The following is a 585-nucleotide window of genomic DNA, read 5'->3' as shown; positions in this document are numbered from 1 at the left end:
CAGTGTCAGGGCTTCTCGAAGTGCTGGTAGTCGATCGGGGTGTCCCAGGAGCCGCCCCAGGTCCAGCCGCGGGTGGTGAAGGCCTGCTCGGTTTTGTCGCCGGCGTGGATCATGCCGGGCACGGTTTGGGTGCGGTCGACGTAGGGTGCGCCGTTGGGTGGGTAGACCGTGCCGCTGCCGGAGATGTAGGGGTTCTGGACGGTGTTGATGTCGATCGCGCGGCCGTAGGAGTGGTTGGACCAGGCGGTGCCGCCGGTGATGGCCCGGCAGTTGAACGCCGAGGTGTTGTTCGCGGCCATCGAGGCGTCGTCGTCGGAGTTGTATTTCTCGACGGTTTCCATCCGTTCGATGGGGAACCGGTTGAAGTAGAGGTCGGCGAAGGTGCGGGCGACCTCGGTGGCGCGGTCGGCGTTGACGACCAGTTCGCCGCGGTGCACGGCGCCGTCGAAGCCGAGGAAGCTGAGGTTGATCAGCCGCAGCTGGTCGGGGCCGACCGGGCAGCCCTCGTGCCAGCTGTTCCCGAGCCGCTCGGCCGTGACCGGCTTGATGAGGGCGATGTACGGCGGGAGAGCGCTGCCCGCGGGC

At 67.9% G+C, this 585-nt stretch carries 1 protein-coding gene; it reads right to left on the bottom strand.

Annotated elements, in window-relative coordinates; translation table 11 throughout:
• Nucleotides 1-5 precede the first annotated feature (5 nt).
• A partial coding sequence (locus tag CF165_RS49770) for a M15 family metallopeptidase (RefSeq protein WP_093954569.1) occupies nt 6-585 on the bottom strand: 580 nt, incomplete at its 5' end.

It is taken from the genome of Amycolatopsis vastitatis (assembly GCF_002234595.1).
In the GTDB taxonomy this organism is placed as follows: domain Bacteria; phylum Actinomycetota; class Actinomycetes; order Mycobacteriales; family Pseudonocardiaceae; genus Amycolatopsis; species Amycolatopsis vastitatis.
Note: the sequence above shows the minus strand (reverse complement) of the source record. Positions and strands in the feature narration are given on the sequence as shown.